Source organism: uncultured Sphingomonas sp. (assembly GCF_902806265.1).
Classification (GTDB): Bacteria; Pseudomonadota; Alphaproteobacteria; order Sphingomonadales; family Sphingomonadaceae; genus Sphingomicrobium.
The window spans coordinates 119,123-135,130 of sequence record NZ_CADCVZ010000001.1; the positions used below are offsets into that span (position 1 = coordinate 119,123).

Below are 16,008 nucleotides of genomic sequence, written 5' to 3' on the forward strand. Positions count from 1 at the left end.
GACCCTCGCACGCCATGGTTAACGCACCCTCAAGAGCATTGCACGGTGCCCGAGCCGGCCTTGCTCACGTTGCACTTGGCGCCGCCGGTCACCCGGACGTTGCCCGAGCCGGCGATCTCCACCCGCGCCGATGAGCGGACGTTCGCATCGATGTTGCCGGAGCCCGCGATCTCGGCGCGGGCTTGGTCGGTGGCGACCTGCCCGGCCTGGATGTTCCCGGACCCGGCGATCTCGTAGTGAGCCGCCGCCGCGCGGCCGGCCGCTGTCGCATCGCCCGAGCCGGCGATCTCCAGCCGCAGCGAGCCCACCTGCACCTGGGGCAACCGAAGGCCGCCGGAACCGGCAACGGACGCGTGAAAGGACTCGGCTGCGACCCGGTCTACCGCCATGTCCCCCGAGCCGGCGATCGCCGCGGCGCGCAGCATGGGCACGCTGACCGCCACTCTGACCGTGCCGCGAGTGCTCGATGACCAGCCGTTCAACATGCCACGGCGTCGTTCGGGACGGATCTTGAGCGTGCCGTTCTCCACGACGACTTCCATCTTCTCGACAATGGCGGAAGGGCCCCGCGCAGCGACCCACGGCTGCCGGCCCGTCGACACGTCCACCGCGAACGGTCCGGCGACCTCGATCTTATCGAACGCCGACACGGGAAAGGTCCGCGCGATTTCGGGTCCCGCGCTCTGCGCCTGCCCGGCGCTGCACGCTGCCACGCCCAACGCGATGGCCGTGAAGAACAAGGTGCGCATCATCCATCTCCCGTGCTGTGTTGAACGCCTAATACAGCAAGACAAATGTAGCGGCAAGGGACAAAAGAAAGGGCGCTCCGGTGAGGGAGCGCCCTTTCCGATCAACCGGCAAGTCGACTATCAATCTTCCTCGTCGACCAGCTCCTTGCTCTTCTGGTGCGTGAGCACGGCCTTGTTGAGGATCTCGAGGATCTTGGCCAAGGCCGCCTTCTCGTCGGTCTGTTCCATCGCTGCCAGCTCGCGCGCCAGACGGGACGAAGCGGCCTCAAAAATCTGCCGCTCCGAGTAGCTCTGCTCGGGCGCGTCGTCGGGGCGGAACAGGTCACGGGTCACCTCGGCGATCGACGTAAGGTCGCCCGAGTTGATCTTCGCTTCATATTCCTGGGCCCGGCGCGACCACATGGTGCGCTTGACCCTCGGCTTGCCCTTGAGCGTCTCCAGTGCGGCCTGCATCGTCTTGTCCGACGACAGCTTGCGCATGCCCACCGAGTCCGCCTTGTTGACGGGAACCCGGAGCGTCATCTTCTCCTTCTCGAAGCGGAGCACGTAGAGGTCGAGCCGGGTGCCGGCGATCTCCGTGCTTTGCAGTTCAACGACGCGGCCCACACCATGCTTGGGGTAAACAACATAATCGCCAACGTCGAAGCTCAACGCCTTCGCTGCCATTCGTTCACCTTCCTACTTGTGATGGGAAAAGCCGCACGCGACACCAGTGCCCCCAAGCCGGCCCCTGGTCGTGAGCTCTTCCGATAAAGCTTCCTGCTGTGCGAACGCCACCGGACGTGACGAGCAACTGACACAAGTCTTTAACACAAACTGATTCAGATCGCTAGACCCAGCTGCAAGGGGCTACTGTCGTTAACCATTTTAATGTTGTGGATTCCGAGGCCTAGCAAGCGCACCCCCTTTGGCACCGGCATGAGGCAGGCGAGCAGCAGGCGTCCGGCGGCCGCAAAGCTCGGAAAATCGCAGATCGGATCGGCGAAGCTCCTGGAACGGGTGATCAGCTCGAAATCGGCGAACTTGACCTTGAGCGTGACGGTGCGCCCGGCCGCGCCCGAGCGCTCGATCCGTGCCCAGGCCAGGCCCGCCACCCGCTCTAGCTCGGTGTGGAGCGCAGCCGGCTCGGACAGGTCCGTATCGAACGTCCGCTCGGCGCTGACCGACTTGGCCTGGCGGGAGGCGCGGACGGGACGGTCGTCGAGGCCGCGGCAGATGCGCCAATACCATTCGCCCGAGCTGCCGAAGCGGCCTTCCAGCTCGGCGCGGCTCAGCCCCTGCAGGTCGGCGCCGGTGACGATGCCCATCCGGTTGAGCCTTTCCGCGGTCTTGGGACCGATCCCGTGGAACCGCCCCACCGGCAGGGTTGCGATGAACCGCGGCGCGTCCTGCGGGCGGATCACGCACAGCCCGTCCGGCTTGTTGTGGTCGGAGGCGAGCTTGGCGACGAACTTGCAGTAGGACACGCCGGCCGACGCGGTGAGCTGCGTTTCCTCCCGGATGCGGCGGCGGATCTCCTTGGCGATGGCGCGGGCGGAGCCGAGCCGGTGCCGGTCCTCCGTTACATCGAGGTAGGCCTCGTCGAGGCTTAGCGGCTCGATCTGCTCGCTGAAGTCCGCGAAGATGGCGCGGATCTGCCCGCTGACCTCCTTGTAGGCATCGAACCGCGGCTTCACAAACAGGAGGTCGGGGCAGCGTCGCTTGGCGGTGACGGAGGGCATGGCCGAGCGGACGCCGAACACCCGAGCCTCGTAGCTCGCGGCCGCGACCACCCCGCGGTGCCCGCCGCCGACCGCCACCGGCTTGCCTCTAAGCTCGGGATTGTCGCGCTGTTCAACGCTGGCGAAGAAGGCATCCATGTCGATGTGGATGATCTTGCGGAGCGGACTCGAGCCAGGAGCGTTCACGCCCCGTTCCCTAGCTTGGCTTCCCGCCGGAGTCATGCTTAAGGCCGCCCGACCTTACTTTCAGGATCATCCATGAACATCCACGAATATCAGGCGAAAGAGCTGCTGGGAAAGTTCGGCGTGCCGGTGCCGGCCGGCCACGCGGCGATGAGCGTCGAGGAGGCGGTGAAGGCTGCCGAGCAGCTTCCCGGCCCTCTGTGGGTGGTCAAGGCGCAGATCCATGCCGGCGGCCGCGGTAAAGGCAAGTTCACCGAGCTCGGGCCTGACGCCAAGGGTGGCGTCCGGCTGGCCAAGTCGATCGACGAGGTTCGCGAGCATGCCGAGGAGATGCTCGGCAAGACCCTGGTCACCATCCAGACAGGCGCGCAGGGCAAGCAGGTTCAGCGGCTCTACATCACCGACGGCGTGGACATCGCCCGTGAGTTCTACTTGGCCCTGCTGGTCGACCGCGAAAGCGGCCGCATCGCCGTGGTCGCCTCGACCGAAGGCGGCATGGACATCGAGGCGGTCGCCCACGACAGCCCTGAGAAGATCGAGACCGTCACCATCGACCCTGCCACCGGGCTGATGCCGCACCATGGCCGCGCCGTTGCGACCGCGCTCGGCCTGACCGGCGACCTCGCCAAGCAGGCCCAGAATGTGCTGGCCAAGCTATACAAGGCCTTCCTCGGCACCGACGCTTCGCAGATCGAGATCAACCCGCTGGCGGTCACTGACGATGGCAAGCTGCTGGTGCTCGACGCCAAGGTCGGCTTCGACAGCAACGCCATGTTCCGCCACAAAGACTTGGCCGAGCTGCGCGACCTCACCGAGGAGGACCCGCAGGAGATTGAGGCCAGCAAATACGACCTCGCCTACATCAAGCTCGACGGCGACATCGGCTGCATGGTCAATGGCGCGGGCTTGGCAATGGCGACGATGGACATCATCAAGTTGAACGGCGCGGAGCCCGCCAACTTCCTCGACGTGGGCGGCGGCGCGTCCAAGGAAAAGGTGACCGCGGCGTTTAAGATCATCCTGGCCGATCCCGCAGTGAAGGGCATTCTGGTCAACATCTTCGGCGGCATCATGAAGTGCGACATCATTGCCGATGGGATCGTCGCCGCGGCGCGCGAGGTCGATCTCAAGGTGCCGCTTGTGGTCCGGCTCGAAGGCACCAATGTTCAGCAGGGCAAGGACATATTGGCGGGCTCGGGCCTGCCGATCGTCGCCGCCAACGACCTTGGTGACGCGGCGCAGAAGATCGTGGCCGAGGTGAAGGCAGCTTAGTTTTCATGTGGCTGTTCCCGCCTTCCGCGGGAGCGCAACGGAGAAGCATATGAAGGTCTTAGTCGCGGTCAAGCGGGTGATCGACTACAATGTCAAGCCGCGGGTCAAGATGGACGGCACCGGCGTCGATCTGGCCAACGTCAAGATGAGCATGAACCCCTTCGACGAGATCGCCGTCGAAGAAGCCATCCGCCTCAAGGAGAAGGGCGCCGCGACCGAGATCGTGGCCGTCTCCATCGGCCCGGCCAAGGCACAGGAAACGCTGCGGACCGCGCTCGCCATGGGCGCCGACCGCGCGATCCTGGTCACCAGCGGTGAGGAGGTCGAGCCGCTGGCCGTCGCCAAGATCCTCGCCAAGGTCGCGGAGGAGGAGCAGCCCGGCCTGTTCCTGCTCGGGAAGCAGGCGATCGACGACGACTCCAGCGCGGTGGGCCAGATGCTCGGCGCGCTGACCGGCTACGGCCAAGGTACCTTTGCGTCCAAGGTCGAGGTCGCAGGCGATACGGTCAACGTCACCCGCGAAGTCGATGGCGGACTGGAAACGGTGGCGCTGAAGCTGCCCGCGATCGTCACCACCGACCTCCGCCTCAACGAGCCGCGCTACGCTTCGCTGCCCAACATCATGAAGGCCAAGTCTAAGCCGCTCGCGCAGAAGACGCCGGCCGACTACGGCGTCGACACCGCCCCGCGGCTGGAGACGCTCAAGGTCGCCGAGCCTTCCAAGCGTCAGGCCGGTGCCAAGGTCGGCAGCGTCGATGAACTGGTCGAAAAGCTGAAGAGCGTGGGAGTGGTGGCATGAAGGTCCTGGTTCTCGGCGAGTACAGCGGCGGCAAGGTCAAGGACTCCACCCTCGCGACCCTCGGCGCCGCGGCCAAGTTCGGCGGCGACGTCGACCTGCTGCTGATCGGCCCCGACGCAGCTGGCGCGACGGAGGACGCCAAGAGCATCGCCGGCGTGTCGCAGGTGCTGGTCGCGGCCGATCCGGCGCTCGACCATGAGCTGGCGGAGGCCGTAGCCCCGTTGCTCGCTCGGCTGATGGCCGATCATGACGTGCTGCTCGCCAGCTCTACCACCACCGGCCGCAACATCGCGCCGCGGGTCGCGGCGCTGCTCGACGTCAGCCAGGTCAGCGACATCATCTCGGTTGAGGGACCCGACACCTTCACCCGCCCGATCTACGCCGGCAACGCCATCGCGACGGTGCGCAGCAAGGACGCCAAGAAGGTCCTCACCGTCCGCGGCACCGCCTTCGACAAGGCCGAACGCGGCGGCGGCAGCGCGGCGGTCGAGCAGGTCGACGCCGGGGTGCAGAACGACCGCTCGCAGTTCGTCTCCATGGACGCCAGCGAAAGCGAACGGCCCGAGTTGACCAGCGCCAAAATCATCGTTTCGGGCGGCCGCGCGCTCGGCTCCGGCGCTGCCTTCCACCAGCTGATCGAACCGCTCGCCGATAAGCTCGGCGCGGCGGTCGGCGCATCCCGCGCAGCGGTGGATGCGGGCTATGTCCCCAACGACTACCAAGTCGGCCAGACCGGCAAGATCGTCGCCCCCGAGCTGTACATCGCAATCGGCATCTCGGGCGCCATCCAGCACCTCGCGGGGATGAAGGACAGCAAGGTCATCGTCGCCATCAACAAGGACGAGGAAGCCCCCATCTTCCAGGTCGCCGACGTTGGCCTGGTCGGCGACCTGTTCAAGCTCGTGCCGGAGCTGACGGAGAAGCTATAGCCGCTGCTTATGCGCAAGGCAGTCCGAGTACTGATTGCGTGTTTGGTGGCGGTGGTGCTCGCAACAGCGATCCTGCTTGCGGCAGCCATGCAGGAGCCAGTGGTGCGTCGCGCGACCATCGCCATGCCGGATTGGTCGGCAGGCGCACGGCCGGTTCGGGTCGCCTTCCTTAGCGATGTTCACGTTGCGGGGCCTGACATGCCGCCTTCGCGGCTTCGGCGGATCGTTGGGCAGGTGAACGCCCTTCGCCCGGATGTGGTGCTGATCGCGGGTGACTTTGTCAGCGACAAGCGGGTAGCTACGCGGCGTTATCCGGCGATGGAAGCGCTTGCTCCTCTGGCTCAGCTCAATGCGCCTCTCGCCAAGGCCGCCGTGCTCGGCAACCATGACCATTGGCGAGGTGCGACGGAGGTCAGCAAGGCGCTAAAAGCCGCTGGGATCCGCGTCCTCAGCAATCAAGCAATGACTATCGGACCGGTGCGGATCGGCGGGGTCGACGACGAGTCCACCGGCCATGCGGATGTAAGGGCGACGCTGCGAGCGATGAACGCGGCGCTCGGCGCGCGGGTTCTGCTGAGCCACACGCCGGACATCACGCCGAAGGTGCCGGACGACGTTACTCTCGTGCTCGCTGGGCACACGCACTGCGGCCAGATCAGGCTGCCGCTGCTGGGAGCGGTGTCCTATATGTCGATCTACGGGGACCGCTATGCCTGCGGGCAGCGGAAGGAGGGTGCCCGCCGCGTGATCACTACTGCCGGTCTGGGCACCAGCGTACTTCCGTTTCGGCTAGGTGCGCCACCGGAAGTATGGCTTCTCACCCTCGGTCCTTCGGAGCGCTAGAAGCCGGCCAGGAAGGCCGCGACATTGTCGCCTAGCGCCTCCACCGCATAGCCCCCTTCCATCACGATCAGCGTCGGCAGGCGGAGGCCTGCGATGCGCTGCGCCATGCGGGTGTAGTCCGCCGTTTCCAGCCCAAAGTGGCTGATCGGGTCGCCGGCGTAGGTGTCCGCGCCGTAGCTGACGATCAGCAGCTCCGGCGTGCCTTGGCCGAGCCATTCTAGCGCGCGGGCGAGGACTTCGTCGTAGCCGGCAAACTCCGTCCCCCGGGGCAAGGGGAGGTTAAGGATGTTGTCGCTGCTTTCATCGGCGTGGCCCCAGAAGAACGGGTAATCGGTCCGCGGGTCCGCGTGGAGGGAGGCGAACAGCACATCCGCCCGGCCGGCGAAGATGTCCTGCGTGCCGTTGCCGTGGTGGTAATCGACGTCTAGGATCGCGACGCGCCGGCAGCCGTCGGCCAGCGCCTGCTCCGCAGCGACCGCGGCGTTGTTGATGTAGCTGTAGCCGCCGCAATAATCGCGACCGGCGTGGTGCCCGGGCGGTCGGCAGAAGGCGAACGCCTTGCCGTCCTCCCGCGCGGCGCCAAGCGCGCTCAGCGCAGTCTGCGCACCCCAGTACACCGCTTCCCACGTGCCTTCGCCGATCGGGGTCGACGTGTCGTAGCTATACTGGCCGAGCTTGGCGTCGATTCGGTCGAACTCTAACGGACGGCGATGCACGACGGGGAAGGTATAGGGAAAGGCATCGCCACCGCGGCCGGCTGCGCGCCACTCCTCATGCGCATGCTGGAGGAAGTGGAGGTACTCCGCGCTGTGCACCCGCAGCAGCGGCGCCGCCCCATGATCCGCGGGTGCCTCCGTCGGACCAATGGCCGCGAGCACTGCCTCGACCCGCCCGCCATGCTCCGCCGCCGGGTGGAGGGCGCCGTTGAAGAACTCCCGGGTCGGCGCATGGGCACGCTGCCGCTCGTCCCAGAAGCAGCGCATCAGCGGGTGCGGAGGTCGGACGGCAGGGTCGGCTCCGACAGGATCTGCTCCATCCGCCGCCATCTCGCCGCCTGATCGGGCCCGGCGCGTTCCACGTCCGCGGCGACCATATCGCGCCCCAGGCCATAGTTGATAACGTAGCTGCGGTATTGCTTGGTGAAGGCGATCGACTGCTTGGCCCGCGCTTCGCTGACCAGCTGGTACTGCTGCGTGAGCGCGACGGCCTGCGGCTCGGTAATGCGGCCCTCCAGGAACTCGCGCGCGATGGTGAACCGCGCGCCCTGGAGGTCGCGCAGGGCGGTCAGCAGCGCGTCGTAGCGGGCAGCGTCCGCGGTCGGCAGGCCAGCGAGCGGGTAAATCGCGCGGACCTCGTAGGCGAGCTTCTCGGGCCCGGGGAACGCCAGGTCGATCCCGTAGTTGGCCGACCCTTCGGAGATGATCGACTGGGGCGAGAACAGCGGCTGCACGCTGTGCTCGATCCAGCCGCGGCCGCGCACCAGCCGCTGTTCCAGCAGGACATTGAGCACGTGATGGCCGGGGTAGCCCTCATGGCAGCCGAGGTCGACCGCGCGGCTGATGCGGATCGGCAGGTCCGTGTTGATCTCGATCTTGCTGGCGTAATCGCCTTGGTAGTAATTGTATCCGGACCAGCTCTTGTCCGTGACGAAGCTCATGGCGAACCGCTCGCTTGCCGGAAGCGCGACGTGCCGGGCGCTGCGGGCGCGGCACTCGGCGATCGCGGCGTCGAACACCGGCTGCAGCCGTTCGCGCGGGATGGTGAAGCGATCCTGGAAGGCGTCCACGCGCTGCCACAAGGGACCCGCGCCCGGCACGAGCCGCTCAACCTGGGCGAGCACCGGGTCGTACCCGCTCAAGGGTTTGAGCGCGGGCCGCACCCCGAACAGGCCAAGCGCTTCCTCTTCGAACGGCAGCTTCTCACCGCCGAGCATCCGCAGGCGGGTCTTGGCAGCGGTGAGCTGCGCCAGGAGAAAGCGGGCGCGGCGCGGTTCGGCGGCTTGCAGTCCGGCGATCCGGCCCGACAGGGCATCCACCCGCGCCGAGAGCTGCGGCAGCCCCTCGGCCGCGGCGATCGCCTTGCCCTCCGCCCTGAGGTCCTCCGGACCGTAATAGGCGTCGATGTAGCCTTCTTCCTTCTCGCCGATCGCCAGCTGCAGCCGGACATAATCGCGCGCTGCGGCGTCCAGGCTGGCGGCCCGTGGCTGGACCGCCATGCACGCCCCGAGCAGCAGCGGCAGGATCAGCGCGCAAAAGAGTCGTTGCATACCGTCGGGTCCTCATCCGCATCTTCGCCGAAGATCTCGCGAGCTTCCTCGCGGTCGGCATCGGGGGTTGGTAGCGGGACCGCGGTGCGGAGCACAAGGAAGCCGAGCAACCCGGCTGTCAGCGATCCGGCCAGGGTTCCGAGCTTGGCGCCATCGACCAACGCCTGATCGGTGAAGGCCAGCCCGCCGATGAACAGGCTCATGGTGAAGCCGATGCCGGTGAGCAGCGCCGCGCCGTAAATCTGCCGCCAGGACAGCGCCTCGGGCTTGGGCGCAAGCCCGGCCCGGTCGGCCAGCCAGATAGCCCCGAACACGCCGACCTGCTTGCCCAGAAACAGGCCCAGCGCCACCGCCAGCCCCAGCGTGCCGAACTGCGCACCGGCCAGCGTAACGCCGGCGCTTGCGAAGCCGAACAGTGGAACGATGCCGAACATGACCAGCGGGTGGAGCCGATGTTCGAGCAGCTTAAGCGGCGACCGCGGCTCGCCCCGGCCGAGCGGAATAGTAAGGGCGGCCAGCACCCCCGCGATGGTCGCGTGGATGCCCGACTGATATACTGCCGCCCACAAGGCAGCGAAACCGAGCAGAAAGGGCCAGAGCTTCCGCACCCCGAACATGTTCATTGCCGCCATGACGCCAACCAGCCCGGCACTGGTGGCAAGGGCCGGCACGCTGAGCTCGGCGGTATAGAACAAGGCGATAATGACGACCGCGCCCACGTCGTCGATGATGGCGATGGTCACCAGCAACAACTTGAGCGAGGCGGGCGCCCGCGCGCCGAGCAGCGCTAGCACGCCGACGGCAAAGGCGATGTCGGTCGCCGCCGGGATCGCCCAACCGCTTACCAGTTGCCAGTCGCTGCCGACCACGGCCAGGTAGATTGCGGCGGGCACCGCCATTCCCGCTGCGGCGGCGACCATCGGGAGGCGCCGTTCGTTGGGCGTGGACAGCCGCCCGTCGTACCATTCGCGCTTCACCTCCAGCCCGACCAGCAGGAAGAACAGCGCCATCAGCCCGTCGGCGATCCAATGGTGGAGGTCGAGCGGGCCGAGCTGCAGATGGAGCGCCGCGGCATAGGCGGGAGCGAGCGGCGAGTTGGCCACGATCAGCGCGGCCGCCGCCGCGGCCATCAGCAGCAGGCCGGCGTTGCGCTCTCCCGATGATGCTTCGCTGGCCGCCATGCCTCGCTCATGACGGCCAGCTTCTACTCACGCAACCGCTTCAGGCGGCGGTCGCCTCCCGCACTTCGACCTCCAAGTTCATTTCCGCCTTGAGCAGCTTGCTGATCGGGCAGTTGCGCTTGGCCTCCTCGGCCAGTTCGCGCAACCGCGCTTCGTCGATCCCGGGAACGCTGGCGGTGAGCTTCAGGTCTGAGCGGGTGACGGTGAAGCCCGCGCCATCCTGTTCCAGCTTCACCCGCGCCTCGCTTTCCAGCGTGCCGTCGTTCACCTCGGCTCCCGCCAGCGCGAAGCTCAGCGCCATGGTGAAGCAACTGGCATGCGCGGCGGCGATCAGCTCCTCCGGGTTGGTTCCGGGCTCATTCTCGAAGCGGGTGTTGAAGCCGTAGCGCTGGTCTTGCAGCACGCCCGATTGGGTGGAGACCCAGCCCTTGCCGGTCTTGCCCATGCCCTCGTAGCGGGCGTGCGCGGTGCGGGTGATCATGCTTGGCCTCCTTGGGTGGGGTTCACCCCCTCAACCCGGAGCCGACGGCGATGGTTGCGTCAGGCGGCGGCAGCGCGTTGCACAAAGGTGCTCGCCCCGGCACGGCGGGCATCCAGGATCTCGACGGTGGTCGCTGCAAGCCGCTCAAGTTCCCGGACCTGATCGGCGATGAGGCCTTGCGGCTTGGCGTCAAGGACGCACAGGGTGCCCAGCCGGGCGCCGGAGTCGGTCCGCAGGGGAACGCCGGCATAGTGGCGCAATCCGGAGTCGCCTTTGACCAGGGGGTTGGCGGCCAGCCGCAGGTCGCGCGAGCAATCCTCCACGACCGTTGTCCCGCCGCCGCGGACCGCGTGGGTGCAGAAGGACATGAGTTGCGGCGTGTGCGCGGCGGCGATGCCCACACCCGCGCTCGACTAGCGGCGTTGCTCGTCGACGAACGAGATCAGCGCCATGGAAGTGCGGCACACGCTTGCCGCCTTGTGCACAATAGAGTCGAGTTCAGGGTCGTTTGGCGCGCCGGAACCATAGGGGCGGTGAAGGTGATGGTGACGGTGTTCGTTGTGCAGCATCGGCTCCATCCTGCTCGCCCGGTCCTCCGCCCATCTTAGACCGGCGGAGTCGATCGCCCGCAGGTCGGCAGGATTCTCTTGCCGCCGATCCGGATGGAGCCTTCCGGCGACACCGCTCGTTTCCGGTTTCAATGAGCAACTCCGCGGACCCCCAGGCGATCGGCGCGACCTTTCGCGACTGGTTCGGGCAAACCTCTGGCCCGCCGCTGATCCTCGGCCACTTCGATGCCGACGGCCTGTCCGCAGTGGCGATCCTGAAGCGCAGCCTTGAAGAGGCGGACGTCCGGCTGGTCGGCAAAGGCGAGAACCCTTGGAGTCCGGAGATCCGGGCGGAGCTGGAAGGGCGGCGCCCTCCGGCGATCATCGCTACCGATCTCGGGGTGCGCGAGGGTGATATCCTGCCGGGCGCGCCGACGATCCTGATCGACCATCATGTGCCCACGGGTACGCCCGGCGCCGCGAGGGTGGTCAGCGGCAATGGGATGCAGCCCGAGCCCACTTCCGCCCTATTGGCCTACTGGTGCGCGCAAGGGGTCGGGGGGTCGGACGACCTGCTGTGGCTGGCCGCGATCGGGCTGATTGGCGACATGGCGGAAGAGGCGGACTTTCCCGAGCTGGCGGCAGCGCAGCGCCGCTACGGCAAGACCGCGCTGCGCAGCGCGGTATCGCTGATCAACGCGCCGCGGCGGACCGCCAGCGCCGATGCGACGCCCGCGCTCGCCCTCATGCTCAAGTGCAACTCGCCCAAGGAGCTGCTGTCGGGCGAGCATCCGGAAACCGCCCAGCTCCTCGCCGCCAAGGAAGAGGTCAAGGCCGAGATGGACGTCGCCAAGCGGATCGCGCCTAAGGTCCGCGGCGACGTTGCGCTGATCCCGCTCGCCTCGCCGTGCCAGATCCACCCGCTGGTTGCCCAGCAATGGCGCGGGCGCCTCAAGGACAAGGTCGTGATCGCCGCCAACCGGGATTACCGCCCGGGCTGGGTGCACTTTGCCGCGCGCACCGCGGCCGGGCACGACCTTATCCGCTTCTTTGCCGAGCGGCGGCCGGACGGCGCCGGCAGCGAATATGGCAGCGGCCACCGCGAGGCGAGCGGTGGCGCGCTGCGCATTCCCGAGTGGAACTGCTTCGTGGCCACGCTCGGCTTTCCCGAGGAGCAGATTGCATGACGTCTTCCCGCCCGCTGCGGCTCGGTTTCCCGGTCAAGGTGCTGGGCGTGCCCGGCCTCAAGGGCAACGACACGCGGCGCTGGCAGCAGAACCCGCACCTCAAGGTCAGCCTGGAATATGTCGACCAGATCCTCGACTATCTGGTGAAGGTCGGGATCGACATGTACCGGTTGAGCTCGGACCTGGCGCCCTACGCCACCCACCCGGACATGCCGCAGTTCCACACCATGGTGGCGGAGAGCGACGCCGAACTGGCGGCGTTCGGGAAGAAGGCGCGCGACCTCGACATCCGGCTGTCGTTCCACCCGAGCCAATATGTGCTGCTGAACGCGCCCGATCCCGAGCTGACCAAGAAGAGCATCTGGGACCTGAGGAGCCAAGCCGAGATGCTCGATCGCATGGGACTTGGCGACGAGGCGGTCATGGTGACCCATGTCGGCGGCGTCTACGACGACCGGGAAGCAAGCCGCGCGCGCTGGATCGAGGGCTGGAACCAGTGTCCCGAGCATGTTCAGCGGCGGCTGGTGCTGGAGAACGACGACATCCGCTTCTCCGCCGCCGACGTGCTGTGGATTCAGGAGCGCACGGGGGTCCGCTGCGTGTTCGACTACCAGCACTTCTGGTGCCTGAACCCCGAGCGGCTCGACATGCGAGAGACGCTGGAGAAGTTCATCGCAACCTGGCCCCAAGGCTGCCGGCCCAAGATCCACTTCTCCTCGCCGCGGACCGAGATGCGGGAGGTCAAGCGCAAGATCACGCCCCAGCAGCGGGCCAAGGCCAAGGCGGGCAAGGCCAAGGCAAAGAAGGGCGAGCTGCTCAAGGCTCCGGTCAAGGCGACGGCACGGATCAAGACGGTGCTGCTGCCGCCGATCTGGACTGGGCACAGCGACTTCACCAACCCGTTCGAGTTCGCGACCTTCATGCGCATGGCCGAGGGGCTGGAGTTCGACGTGATGATGGAAGGCAAGTCTAAGGACGTATCGATCATCAAGCTGCGGCCCGACCTGCTGCGCTTTGCGCCCGACGTCGCCGCCCGGTTCGGGATCACCGCCGCAGATGCGGAGGAACTGGCGGCCGAGGAGAAGGCGCTGGAGCAGGGCGTGGCCGCCGAGGACGAGGCCGACGTGGACGAAGGCGAGCTGGTGCCGGCGCCGGAAGAGGCGTTCGCCTGAGGGTTCTCGGGGTCACAGAGACGTGCGATCTAGGGGCACTCTACCTGGCCTTGCTCGGCGAAGGCCACGAGGTGCGCATCGCAGCCAGCGAAGCGTTGGCTCAGGACACCATGGCCGGGATGGTGCCGCGGACGGACGATTGGCGGTCCGAGCTCGACTGGGTCCGCGCTTCCGGCCGTGACGGCTTTATGCTGTTCGAGGCGGTCAGCGAAGGCTTCGGCGCGCTTCAGGACGACCTCCGCCGCGACGGCTTTCAGGTCGTTGGCGGAAGCAGCTTCGGCGACCGGCTGGAGAACGATCGGGCGTTCGCGCAGCGACTGCTGACCGAACTCGGCTTGCAAGTCGCTCCCACCCATGAGTTCACCCGTGCCGCCGAGGCGCTTGCCTTTATCGCGGCCGACCCGGGCCGCTACGTGCTTAAGGTGAACGGCGGCGGCAGCTACGTCGGCCAGCTGCCGGACGGCAGCGACCTCGCAGCACTGCTGGAGCTTCGCCCGCCGAGCGGTGACTTCATCCTTCAGGACCACCTCAGCGGTGTGGAAACGGGCGTGGGCGCCTACTTCAACGGCCATCGCTTCCTCCGGCCCGCCTGTCTCGACTGGGAAGAGAAGCGGTTCTTCCCCGGCGGGCTGGGCGAGCTGACCGGCGAGATGGGCACGGTCGCGACCTTTAACGGCTCCGACCGCCTGTTCGAGCGAACACTGGCACCGCTCGAGCCGTTGCTGCGCGAGGCGGGGCACGTCGGCTGGGTCAACCTCAACTGCATGATCAACGAGGCCGGCGTGTGGCCGCTCGAGTTTACCTGCCGCTTCGGCTATCCCGGCTATGCCGTGCTGTCCGCCCTGCAGACCGGCGGCTGGGGCGACCTGCTGCGGCGGCTGGCCGATCGGGACTCGACCGGCTTCCCTGCTGCTCCGGGTTATTCGCTCGGTATCGTGCTGACCACGCCGCCCTTTCCCTACTCTCGCCAGCAGGTGAACGAGCCGGTCGGCCTACCGATCCTGATCGACCCGGCGCTCGGCGCCGAGGACCGGCGGCACATTTACTGGGGCGAGGTCGGCACCGCCGCCGGCCGCTTGGTCACCTCGGGATTGTACGGCTGGACCGCGGTGGTCACCGGAACCGGGTTCACCATCGAGGAAGCGCGTGAGCACGCCTTGCGGCGCGCGCGCGCGCTCACCATCCCGGATGTCCGCTACCGCCTGGACATCGGCGAACGACTGGTGCGGGGTGATCTGGCTGAACTCGTCCGCTGGGGCTTGATCAACGAGTGCTAGGTCCGGGAAGCGCATCTCCTCACGCATCGCATCGCAGATGGTGCGGTAGTCGGAGGTCAGCTCTGCTCCGGCGGGGAGGTCGGCGGCGGCCACATCGTCGCCGAACGCAATGCCGAGCGAGCTGGTGTTGGGAGTGTCGGAGTGGTTGAAGTGCCGCCCATTGTCTCCGCACAGCACCCATAGCCCAAGCTCCTCGTGCTTGGTGGAATAGACCCGCAGAAAGCGTTGCAGGGCGGCCGGAAGCTCGGCCAGCTCGGCGTCGGAGTAGATGCGGTCGATACGGCTGTCGAAGCGCCAGATGAGGTCGCCCTTGCGGAGCGGCTGCAGCAGGAACACTCCGATGCCGTGGATCGCGCTGGGGCGCAGCTCCGTGTCCACCATCATCATCTGCCGGCACCTCCGCAGCTCCGTTCGGCTGCTCCAACGTCTGGAAGGCGTGTTGGCACCAACTTGAATGGAAGGCGGCGCCACGCGGCCAAGCCTGCCCGCGCTCGTCATGCTGGGCTGCCGTGAGCGCTTGAACAGCGCACGAGAACCTCCCAGCTTGCCGTTCGTTATAGAGGTCGAACGAAGCAAGAGCAGCCAAGCCATGAGCACCAAGCCGGGACCGCAGAGCTACTACGATATCCTGGGGATTTCGCCGTCAGCCTCGCCCGAGGCGATCGATCAGGCATATCGGGCGCGGGTCCGCGAAGTGCGCGACCTGCCCGGCGGCGGCGACCGGACGCACCAGCTGACCATCGCTTATCGGGCGCTGAAAGGCGCGGAGAAGCGCAAGAACTACGATGCCGCGCTTGGTGGCAGCCCGCCGGCCAGGGCAGTGCCCAAATCGGCCTTTATCGCTTCCGGAGCAGCCGGCGCGGCGATGCTGGCGCCGCGTTCGGCCGCCGGCAGCGGCGGAGTTGGAGTGGCGCCTCCCGCAACTGCGCGGAACCAAGCCGAAGTGCCTCCCGCGCCGGCACCTGGACCAGTCGAGCCCCGGCCTGAACCCGTGGCGGAAGCCGCGTCCGTGTCCGCGCCTGCTCCGCTCCCCGAGCGAGCTCCGGTGCACGAGGAGGTGGCCTTCTATGCGGACCAACCCGCTCCCTACCCGGACGAACCCGCTCCGGCAGTCCACGACCCTGATCCTGAGCGTGAGCGTGAGCCCGCCTGGGCGGCACCCGCCGCGGCTTACCACGAGGAGATCGAGCACGAGCGTCCGGCGCGGCGCAGAACCGGGCTCTATGCGCTGGCTGCCTTGATCGGAGTGGGGCTGCTTGCCTTGCTGCTGCTGGTCGGCCGGAATAGCGGACCCGACTCCGAGCGAAGGGCGTCGGCGCAGGCCGACGCCGGCAGTGCTCTGTCCGGTGACGGCACGCAGCCTTCCACGGCCGGCGAGTCGGCATCCGCCGCGCCGCCAG

At 67.3% G+C, this 16,008-nt stretch carries 17 protein-coding genes; 8 read left to right on the plus strand and 9 right to left on the minus strand.

Annotated features, from left to right (window positions below; all coding sequences use genetic code 11):
• Nucleotides 1–29: 29 nt before the first annotated feature.
• The 3 genes from QZX62_RS00620 to dinB form a co-directional block, all read right to left on the minus strand.
• Nucleotides 30–752 carry a head GIN domain-containing protein gene (locus tag QZX62_RS00620; protein WP_294171393.1) on the minus strand — a complete coding sequence of 241 codons (723 nt, stop codon included), beginning with the start codon at nucleotides 750–752 and terminating at the stop codon, nucleotides 30–32.
• Between the two features lie 117 nt (nucleotides 753–869).
• Entirely contained in the window at nucleotides 870–1,415 is a 546-nt protein-coding gene (locus QZX62_RS00625) for a CarD family transcriptional regulator (protein WP_294171394.1), read from the minus strand.
• A gap of 155 nt (nucleotides 1,416–1,570) precedes the next feature.
• The gene (gene dinB / locus QZX62_RS00630; protein ID WP_294171396.1) at nucleotides 1,571–2,656 is read right to left on the minus strand and encodes a DNA polymerase IV; all 1,086 of its coding nucleotides are present in this window, start codon (nucleotides 2,654–2,656) and stop codon (nucleotides 1,571–1,573) included.
• 72 nt (nucleotides 2,657–2,728) lie between these two features.
• Between dinB and sucC the strand changes: the two genes are divergently transcribed.
• Genes sucC through QZX62_RS00650 form a run of 4 tightly spaced genes read left to right on the plus strand, consistent with a single transcriptional unit; the run spans nucleotide 2,729 to nucleotide 6,496 of the window.
• Nucleotides 2,729–3,925: an ADP-forming succinate--CoA ligase subunit beta gene (sucC, locus tag QZX62_RS00635; protein WP_294171400.1), complete on the plus strand. Its 1,197-nt coding sequence runs from the start codon at nucleotides 2,729–2,731 to the stop codon at nucleotides 3,923–3,925.
• Between the two features lie 49 nt (nucleotides 3,926–3,974).
• On the plus strand, nucleotides 3,975–4,724 hold the full coding sequence (locus QZX62_RS00640; RefSeq protein ID WP_294171401.1) for an electron transfer flavoprotein subunit beta/FixA family protein: 750 nt from the start codon (nucleotides 3,975–3,977) through the stop codon (nucleotides 4,722–4,724).
• On the plus strand, nucleotides 4,721–5,653 hold the full coding sequence (locus QZX62_RS00645) for an FAD-binding protein (protein ID WP_294171403.1): 933 nt from the start codon (nucleotides 4,721–4,723) through the stop codon (nucleotides 5,651–5,653). Before QZX62_RS00640 ends, QZX62_RS00645 begins: the two co-directional genes overlap by 4 nt.
• Nucleotides 5,654–5,662: 9 nt before the next feature.
• A complete protein-coding gene (locus tag QZX62_RS00650) occupies nucleotides 5,663–6,496 on the plus strand; it encodes a metallophosphoesterase (RefSeq protein ID WP_294171405.1) in 834 nt (277 codons plus the stop codon).
• Here QZX62_RS00650 and QZX62_RS00655 read toward each other — a convergent pair.
• The 6 genes from QZX62_RS00655 to QZX62_RS00680 are packed head-to-tail and all read right to left on the minus strand — an operon-like array spanning nucleotide 6,493 to nucleotide 11,002.
• The gene (locus QZX62_RS00655) at nucleotides 6,493–7,479 is read right to left on the minus strand and encodes a histone deacetylase family protein (protein WP_294171407.1); all 987 of its coding nucleotides are present in this window, start codon (nucleotides 7,477–7,479) and stop codon (nucleotides 6,493–6,495) included. The genes QZX62_RS00650 and QZX62_RS00655 overlap by 4 nt on opposite strands.
• Nucleotides 7,479–8,762, minus strand: coding sequence for a hypothetical protein (locus tag QZX62_RS00660; RefSeq protein WP_294171409.1), 1,284 nt, complete (start codon nucleotides 8,760–8,762; stop codon nucleotides 7,479–7,481). The genes QZX62_RS00655 and QZX62_RS00660 overlap by 1 nt, the downstream gene beginning before the upstream one ends.
• Complete coding sequence (gene nhaA, locus QZX62_RS00665; RefSeq protein ID WP_294171410.1) at nucleotides 8,738–9,943, minus strand: Na+/H+ antiporter NhaA; 1,206 nt, start codon at nucleotides 9,941–9,943, stop codon at nucleotides 8,738–8,740. Before nhaA ends, QZX62_RS00660 begins: the two co-directional genes overlap by 25 nt.
• Nucleotides 9,944–9,983: 40 nt before the next feature.
• Nucleotides 9,984–10,424, minus strand: a complete 441-nt coding sequence (locus QZX62_RS00670; RefSeq protein WP_294171412.1) for an OsmC family protein — start codon at nucleotides 10,422–10,424, stop codon at nucleotides 9,984–9,986.
• A gap of 59 nt (nucleotides 10,425–10,483) precedes the next feature.
• Entirely contained in the window at nucleotides 10,484–10,825 is a 342-nt protein-coding gene (locus QZX62_RS00675) for a GAF domain-containing protein (protein WP_294171414.1), read from the minus strand.
• A gap of 12 nt (nucleotides 10,826–10,837) precedes the next feature.
• Nucleotides 10,838–11,002 (minus strand): hypothetical protein, encoded by a 165-nt coding sequence (locus QZX62_RS00680; RefSeq protein WP_294171416.1) that lies wholly within the window; start codon nucleotides 11,000–11,002, stop codon nucleotides 10,838–10,840.
• 122 nt (nucleotides 11,003–11,124) lie between these two features.
• On the opposite strand from QZX62_RS00680, the gene QZX62_RS00685 reads away from it, so the two are divergent.
• The 4 genes from QZX62_RS00685 to QZX62_RS00700 form a co-directional block, all read left to right on the plus strand.
• Nucleotides 11,125–12,159, plus strand: coding sequence for a phosphoesterase (locus tag QZX62_RS00685; RefSeq protein ID WP_294171417.1), 1,035 nt, complete (start codon nucleotides 11,125–11,127; stop codon nucleotides 12,157–12,159).
• Nucleotides 12,156–13,331: a UV DNA damage repair endonuclease UvsE gene (uvsE, locus tag QZX62_RS00690; RefSeq protein WP_294171418.1), complete on the plus strand. Its 1,176-nt coding sequence runs from the start codon at nucleotides 12,156–12,158 to the stop codon at nucleotides 13,329–13,331. The genes QZX62_RS00685 and uvsE overlap by 4 nt, the downstream gene beginning before the upstream one ends.
• Before the next feature lie 71 nt (nucleotides 13,332–13,402).
• Nucleotides 13,403–14,608: a hypothetical protein gene (locus QZX62_RS00695; RefSeq protein ID WP_294171419.1), complete on the plus strand. Its 1,206-nt coding sequence runs from the start codon at nucleotides 13,403–13,405 to the stop codon at nucleotides 14,606–14,608.
• 589 nt (nucleotides 14,609–15,197) lie between these two features.
• A partial coding sequence (locus tag QZX62_RS00700; RefSeq protein ID WP_294171420.1) for a DnaJ domain-containing protein occupies nucleotides 15,198–16,008 on the plus strand: 811 nt, incomplete at its 3' end.

Coding starts and splice junctions, on each gene's coding strand:
- QZX62_RS00620 (WP_294171393.1), bottom strand. CDS start 752: ATGATGCGCACCTTGTTCTTCACGGCCATCGCGTTGGGCGTGGCAGCG.
- QZX62_RS00625 (WP_294171394.1), bottom strand. CDS start 1,415: ATGGCAGCGAAGGCGTTGAGCTTCGACGTTGGCGATTATGTTGTTTAC.
- QZX62_RS00685 (WP_294171417.1), top strand. CDS start 11,125: ATGAGCAACTCCGCGGACCCCCAGGCGATCGGCGCGACCTTTCGCGAC.
- QZX62_RS00640 (WP_294171401.1), top strand. CDS start 3,975: ATGAAGGTCTTAGTCGCGGTCAAGCGGGTGATCGACTACAATGTCAAG.
- QZX62_RS00670 (WP_294171412.1), bottom strand. CDS start 10,424: ATGATCACCCGCACCGCGCACGCCCGCTACGAGGGCATGGGCAAGACC.
- QZX62_RS00645 (WP_294171403.1), top strand. CDS start 4,721: ATGAAGGTCCTGGTTCTCGGCGAGTACAGCGGCGGCAAGGTCAAGGAC.
- sucC (WP_294171400.1), top strand. CDS start 2,729: ATGAACATCCACGAATATCAGGCGAAAGAGCTGCTGGGAAAGTTCGGC.
- QZX62_RS00650 (WP_294171405.1), top strand. CDS start 5,663: ATGCGCAAGGCAGTCCGAGTACTGATTGCGTGTTTGGTGGCGGTGGTG.
- uvsE (WP_294171418.1), top strand. CDS start 12,156: ATGACGTCTTCCCGCCCGCTGCGGCTCGGTTTCCCGGTCAAGGTGCTG.
- QZX62_RS00655 (WP_294171407.1), bottom strand. CDS start 7,479: ATGCGCTGCTTCTGGGACGAGCGGCAGCGTGCCCATGCGCCGACCCGG.
- nhaA (WP_294171410.1), bottom strand. CDS start 9,943: ATGGCGGCCAGCGAAGCATCATCGGGAGAGCGCAACGCCGGCCTGCTG.
- QZX62_RS00660 (WP_294171409.1), bottom strand. CDS start 8,762: ATGCAACGACTCTTTTGCGCGCTGATCCTGCCGCTGCTGCTCGGGGCG.
- QZX62_RS00680 (WP_294171416.1), bottom strand. CDS start 11,002: ATGGAGCCGATGCTGCACAACGAACACCGTCACCATCACCTTCACCGC.